This window comes from Cupriavidus basilensis (assembly GCF_029335485.1).
GTDB classification, from domain to species: domain Bacteria; phylum Pseudomonadota; class Gammaproteobacteria; order Burkholderiales; family Burkholderiaceae; genus Cupriavidus; species Cupriavidus basilensis_E.
Window position 1 is genome coordinate 1 of record NZ_JARJLM010000505.1, and the last position, 6,623, is coordinate 6,623.

The 6,623-nt window shown below is 67.2% G+C and carries 5 protein-coding genes; 3 read left to right on the forward strand and 2 right to left on the reverse strand.

Translation table 11 applies throughout. From position 1 onward, the window contains the following. Together P3W85_RS31265 and P3W85_RS31270 are read left to right on the forward strand one after the other, a co-directional pair. On the forward strand, positions 1-532 hold a 532-nt coding region (locus P3W85_RS31265; protein WP_276267612.1), incomplete at its 5' end, for an amidase family protein. 42 nt (positions 533-574) lie between these two features. After that, entirely contained in the window at positions 575-985 is a 411-nt protein-coding gene (locus P3W85_RS31270) for a DUF3830 family protein (RefSeq protein WP_276267613.1), read from the forward strand. Between the two features lie 55 nt (positions 986-1,040). Here P3W85_RS31270 and P3W85_RS31275 read toward each other — a convergent pair whose 3' ends face one another. Continuing rightward, entirely contained in the window at positions 1,041-4,154 is a 3,114-nt protein-coding gene (locus P3W85_RS31275; protein WP_276267614.1) for an efflux RND transporter permease subunit, read from the reverse strand. 10 nt (positions 4,155-4,164) lie between these two features. After that, positions 4,165-5,385 (reverse strand): efflux RND transporter periplasmic adaptor subunit, encoded by a 1,221-nt coding sequence (locus tag P3W85_RS31280; RefSeq protein ID WP_035809391.1) that lies wholly within the window; start codon positions 5,383-5,385, stop codon positions 4,165-4,167. 378 nt (positions 5,386-5,763) lie between these two features. Here P3W85_RS31280 and hpnD point away from each other — a divergent pair, with 378 nt between their 5' ends. Continuing rightward, a complete protein-coding gene (gene hpnD / locus P3W85_RS31285) occupies positions 5,764-6,600 on the forward strand; it encodes a presqualene diphosphate synthase HpnD (protein WP_017225849.1) in 837 nt (278 codons plus the stop codon). Positions 6,601-6,623: the final 23 nt, after the last annotated feature.

Genomic DNA, 6,623 nt, shown 5'->3' on the forward strand with positions numbered 1-6,623 from the left:
GCTGCCGGTGGTGGCCAGGATCGAGGCGGCCTTCGGCAAGGCCGCGCCGGTCACGGTGGCGGATCGCCCGCTGGAAGCCATCTGGTGGGCTTTCCGCTACGTGCAAGGCTGGGAAGCGTGGCAGACGGATGGCGCCATGATCGAGCAGTACGGCCTGCAGCTCGGCCCGGACGTGGCCGCGCGCTTCGCCTTCTCCAAGCGCGTCACGGCCGCGCAGTTCGAAGCCTCCAGCGCGATCCGCCACGCCTTCGCCGCCCACCTGGCGGCGCTGCTCGGCAATGACGGCGTGTTGATCCTGCCGGCCATGCCCGACATCGCGCCACTGTCGGACGCCGCCGGCGACGAACTCGAAACCTATCGCAACCTGTCGGCGCAAACCCTCTGCCTGGCGCCGCTGTCGGGCTTCCCGCAGCTGAGCCTGCCGCTGTCCGGCCGCGCCGGCGCCCCCCTTGGCATCTCGCTGATGGGCCCCGCCGGCAGCGACCGCAGCCTGATTGCATTTGCAGAAACGCTGGTGGCGGCGCTAAGCTGAAGCAGCCGAACCCCCAACCCCGATCACCCAAGGAGAGCCTGAATGGCCCGTATCCGTATCACCGCCGGCGGCTACCAGTTCGTCGCCGAAACCCATCCCGATGCCCCGCAGACCGTAGCGGCCTTCAGCAAGCTGCTGCCCTACCGGCAAAAGCTGATCCACGTCCGCTGGAGCGGCGAAGGCTGCTGGATCCCGCTGGGCGAATTCAAGCTGGGGGTGGATTTCGAGAACCACACCAGCCACCCCTCGGTGGGCGACATCCTGTTCTACCCGGGCGGCTACAGCGAGACCGAGATCATCCTGGCCTACGGCAGCTGCTGCTTCGCCAGCAAGATGGGCCAGCTGGCCGGCAACCACTTCCTGACCATCGTGGAAGGCAAGGAGAACCTTCGCGCGCTGGGCACCAAGGTGCTGTGGGAGGGCGCGCAGGATGTGGTCTTCGAGGCGATGTAACACCCGGCAAACGCGCCCGGCGGCCTGACCCGGCCGGGCACGGTCCGGCGCGCGCTCAGCGCGCCGGCAAAGCTGGCCCCGGCGCCGGTGCCTTGACCCGGAACCACGCCGCGTACAGCGCCGGCAGGAACAGCAGGGTCAATGCCGTAGCAATGACCAGCCCGCCCATGATGGCGACCGCCATGGGCCCCCAGAAGGCCGAGCGCGACAGCGGGATCATGGCCAGCACGGCCGCCGCCGCGGTCAGGATGATCGGGCGGCAGCGGCGCACCGCCGATTCCACGATGGCGTCCCAGACCGCCTCGCCGGCGCGCACATCCTGCTCGATCTGGTCGACCAGGATCACCGAGTTGCGGATGATCATGCCCAGCAGCGCGGTGATGCCGAGCTGCGCCACGAATCCCATCGGCGCGCTCAGCAGCAGCAGCGTGGCCGCCGCGCCGATCAGCCCCAGCGGCCCGGTCAGGAACACCATCAGCGAGCGCGAGAAGCTGTGCAACTGCAGCATCAGCAGCGTGAAGATGATGAAGATGCACAGCGGCAACTGCGCGGCGATCGAGGCGCCGGCCTTGCCGCTCTCTTCTTCCGCGCCCGCCACCGTAATGCGGTAGCCGGCCGGCAGCTGCGCGCGCAGCTTGTCCAGCTTGGGATTGATCTGCGCCGTCACGGTGGGCCCCTGGATGCCATCCACCACGTCGGACTGCACCGTCACGCCGAAATCGCGGTTCTCCCGCCAGATCACGCCCGGCTCCGAACGGAAGGCGATGCGCGCCACCTGGGTCAGCGGCACCACGCGGCCGCTGGTGGTGGGCACCAGCATGTTCTGCAGGTCCGACATCGCGTCGCGCTCGTTGCGCGGGGCCCGCATCAGGATCTCGATTAGCTTGTCGCCGTCGCGGTATTGCCCCACCGCCACGCCCGTCAGCACAGTCTGGGTCACGCGCGCGATGGCGGTGGTGCTGACCCCCAGCGCGCGCGCCTTGTCCTGGTCGATATCCAGGCGCAGCACCTTGACGCTCTCGTTCCAGTTATCGTTGACGCCCACCGTGTTGGGGTTGGCGCTCATCACCGCCTTGACCTCGTCGGCCAGCTTGCGCACGCCGGCGGCATCCGGCCCGATCACGCGGAACTGCACAGGGTACGGCACCGGCGGGCCGTTCGGCAACAGCTTGACGCGTCCGCGCAGCTGCGGGAAGTCGCTCGCCAGCAGGCTGGTCACGCGCGCCCGTACGCGATCGCGCAGCGCCACGTCGGTGGGCATCACGATCACCTGCGCCACATTGGTTTGCGGGAAGATCTGGTCAAGCGGCAGGTAAAAGCGCGGCGCGCCGCTGCCGACGAAGGTCGTCAGGCTGACAATCTCGCTGTCCCCCCGCAACGCGGCCTCGAAGCGTTTTGCCTCTCTCTCGGTCTGGGCGAAGCTGCTGCCCTCGGGCAGCCAGAGCTCCACCATCAGCTCCGGCCGGCTCGAATCCGGGAAGAACTGCTTCTCGACGAACTTGAAGGCATAGAGACCAAGACCAAAGGCCACCAGGGTGATGACGATCACCGTCTTGCGCCAGGTCACGCACCAGTTCACCAGCCGCCGGAAGCGGTTGTAGAACGGCGTGTCGAACACTTCGTGCTGCTCGCCCCCGCCGGCCGGCCGGGCCTTGAGCAGCAGGTAGCCCAGGTAGGGCGTGAAGTAGACCGCGGCCAGCCACGACAGCACCAGCGCCATGGCGGTCACCGCGAAGATGGCGAAGGTGTATTCGCCCACGGTGGAGCGCGCCAGCCCCACCGGCAGGAAACCCGCGGCCGTGATCAGCGTGCCGGTGAGCATGGGCATGGCGGTGGAGGTATAGGCGAAGGTCGCCGCCTCCATCTTGGAGAAGCCCTCCTCCAGCTTGCGCACCATCATCTCCACCGCGATGATGGCGTCGTCGACCAGCAGCCCGAGCGCCACGATGAGCGCCCCCAGCGAGATCTTGTGCAGGCCGATGCCAAACATGTTCATGAACAGGAAGGTGACGGCCAGCACCAGCGGAATGGTCAGCGCGACCACCAGCCCCGGGCGCACGTCCAGCCGCAGCGGCCTGGTATGCAGGCCGAGCGAGACAAAGCTCACGCCCAGCACGATCACCACCGCCTCGATCAGCACCTGCACGAACTCGCCCACCGACCGCTCGACCGCCTCGGGCTGGTTCTGCACCTGGTCCAGCTCGATGCCGACCGGCAACTGCCCGCGCAGGCCATCCGTCGCGCCGCGCAGGTTCTTGCCCAGCGCGATGATATCGCCGCCCTTCTCCATCGAGATGCCGAGGCCGATCACCTCCTTGCCCTGGAAGCGCATCTTGCTCGCAGGCGGATCGACGTAGCCGCGATAGACATGGGCGATATCGCCCAGGCGGATGTTGGCGATGCCGTTGGGGCCGCGCAGCACCAGGTTTTCAAGGTCTTCCACCTTGGCGAACTGGCCCGACAGGCGCACCTGCAGGTTGTCGCCGGGCGTCACCAGCACGCCGCTGGCGTTCATGCTGTTCTGCTGCGAGATCTGGTCGGCGATCGCATTGATGTCGAGCCCGAGCTGGGCGAAGCGGGCCTGGTTGAATTCGATATAGACCTTCTCGTCCTGCAGCCCGATCAGCGACACCTTCGCCACCGACGGCACGCGCAGCAGTTGCTGGCGCACCAGGTCGGCGTATTCGCGCAGTTCCTTGTAGTTGAAGCCGTCGGCGGAGAGCGCGTAGATGGAGCCGTACACGTCGCCGAACTCGTCATTGAAGTAAGGCCCGCGCACACCCGGCGGCAGGGTCTGCGCGATGTCGCCGACCTTCTTGCGCACGGTGTACCAGATCTGGGCGGTATCCTTGGCCGGCGAGGTGTCCTTGAGCTGGAAGATCACCGTGGTCTCGCCCGGCTTGGAGAAGCTGCGGATCTTGTCGGCGTAGGGCACCTCCTGCATCTGGCGCTCGATCTTGTCGGTGACCTGCACCGCGATCTGCTCGGCGGTGGCGCCGGGCCAAAACGCCTGCACCACCATCACGCGGAAGGTAAAGGGCGGGTCCTCGTCCTGGCCGAGCTGGAAGAAGGCAATGAGCCCGCCCAGCAGCAGCACCACCAGCAGGTAACGGGTCAGCGGCTGGTGCTCGAGGGCCCAGCGGGAAAGGTTGAAGCGGGAATGATCCATGCCGCGCGCCTCAGTTGCGCGCGGCCGGCGCGCTCGCCACGGCCTGCAGCGGCCTCACCTTCTGGCCCGGCTTGAGCAGGTGCACGCCCGCGGTGACGATGGTCTGGCCGGGCGACAGGCCCTGCTTGACCTCGATCTCGTTGCCCTGGAGGTCACCCAGCGTCACCGGGACCGGATTCACCGTGCCCGCCGCGGCGTTGTACACCCAGACCTGGTTGCCGCCCTGTTGCTGCAGCAGCGCGGACAGCGGCACCCGCAGCGCGGCGTTGTCGCCCGTGCGGGTGAAGGTCACCACCGCGGTCATGCCGAACTTGAAATCGGCCGGCGGGTTGGGGACGCTGATGCGGGCGGCATAGGTCCGCGTCACCGGGTCGGCCATGGGGGAGATTTCGCGCACATGGCCCGGTAGCGGGCGGCCGGGCTCGGCCCAGGTCCGCACCGTCACGTCGGCAATGCCGCGCAGGCGCTCGACCTGGTCCTCCGGCAGCCCGACGGCCACTTCCTTCTCGGCGGTCTGCGCCACCCGCACCACCGACTGGCCAGCCGTCACCACCTGGCCAACCTCGGCATCGATCAGGGTCACCACGCCGTCGGCATCGGCAGTCAGGACGCCATAGGTGGTCTGGTTGGCCTGGTTGCGCAGCGCTGCCTCGGCCTGGCGCAGGCGGGAGACCGCCGAATCATAGGTAGCCTGGCGGCGCTGTTGCTCGGCGGCACTGATGAATTTCTTGGCGAACAGTTCGTTGTAACGCTTGAGATCGGCCTCGGCCAGGTCGCGGTCGGTCTTGGCCGCGTCATACTGGGCGCGCGAGCCCGCTTCCGCCAGGCCCAGGTCGGTCGGGTCCAGGCGCGCCAGCGGCTGGCCCTTGCGGACAGTGGCGCCCACGTCGACCAGGCGCGCGGCAATCTTGCCGCCGACCCGGAAACCCAGCCGCGACTCGATCCGCGGCCGCACGTCGCCGGAGAACTCGAAATCCGTCTTGCCGGCGCCGGGCTGCAACTGCATCAGGCGCACGGGGCGGACTTCCGGCGCGCGTTCCGGCTGCCGGTTGCAGCCGCCAAGCACCACCAGCAAGCCGGCAAGCACCGGCAACGCAAACAGGGCGCGAAAGCGCCGCACGCGTGGGCCACCGCCGCCTGACGTTGCCGCGGCAGCCCCGCCAACACCAAAAAGAGCACAAAAAGGCACATCGACGGCCGCAACTTCTGGCCTGGGACAAGGCACTGGCATGAGTTAAGCGTGAAATCGGTGGAACGGCGGGTACTACGCGAAGCGGCGGGTCAATTAATAACTCACCGGTCAGCAATATTACGGGGTGTACCCAAAGGCGTCAAACGACGCTGGCGGCCATACGTTTGAAAAAACACGACTCGAGGGCGCGAGGAAAATGGATCCACGCCAAGGCGCGGGCGGGCGCCACGCTGGCTGAGGCAAAAGGCCGCAGTGCACGTACACGGATCGGCTTCGTTACGCACCTGTGTTTTTGCGGTGCGTCCCGCCCGGCCTGTAGCCGATTGTCCGCACGGGAGCATGCTGCAAGGCCGCGCAAGCGCAATGCTACAATCCGGCGCGTCGTAAAGCCCCCCATTTCACCCACCCGAGAACGGCGTGACGCCCGATCAGTACTGCCAAGAGAAAGCCGCGCAGAGCGGCTCCAGCTTCTATTACAGCTTCCTGTTCCTGCCGCCGGACCGGCGCCAGGCCATTACCGCCCTCTACGCCTGGTGCCGGGAGGTCGACGATATCGTCGACGACACCCAGGACGACAGCGTCGCCCACCAGCAGCTCGCCTGGTGGCGCAACGAGCTTGGACAGATGTTCAAGGGCGCGCCGACCCATCCTGTCACCAAGGCCCTCCAGCCGCACGTGCAAGCGTATGGCCTGACCCAGCCGATGTTCGGCGAAGTGCTGGAAGGCATGGAGATGGACCTGACCCAGTCGCGCTACCTCGATGACATCGCGCTCAGGCGTTATTGCCATTGCGTGGCGGGCGTGGTTGGCACCATGAGCGCCCGTATCTTCGGCCATCAGCATCCTGATACGCTGGAATTCGCCGAAAAGCTGGGCCTGTCGCTGCAGATGGTCAACATCCTGCGCGATGTGGGCGAGGATGCGCGGCGCGGCCGGATCTACCTGCCGGTCAATACGCTGCAGCGCTTCCAGGTGCCGGTCTCGGAGATCAACCAGGGCACGCATTCGGACCGTTTCGTGGCATTGATGCGGCATCAGGCCGAACAGTCCCGCACGCTGTACCGCGAGGCGCTGGCGCTGCTGCCCGCCGCCGACCGCCGCGCCCAGCGGGCCGGGCTGGTCATGGGTGCGATCTACCAGACGCTGCTGGACGAACTCGAAGCCAGCGATTTCCAGGTGCTGAACCAGCGTATCTCGCTGACGCCGATGCGCAAGCTATGGATCGCCTGGAAGACCTGGATGCGCAACCGCTGAGCCTGCTGACGCGAATCCGCGGC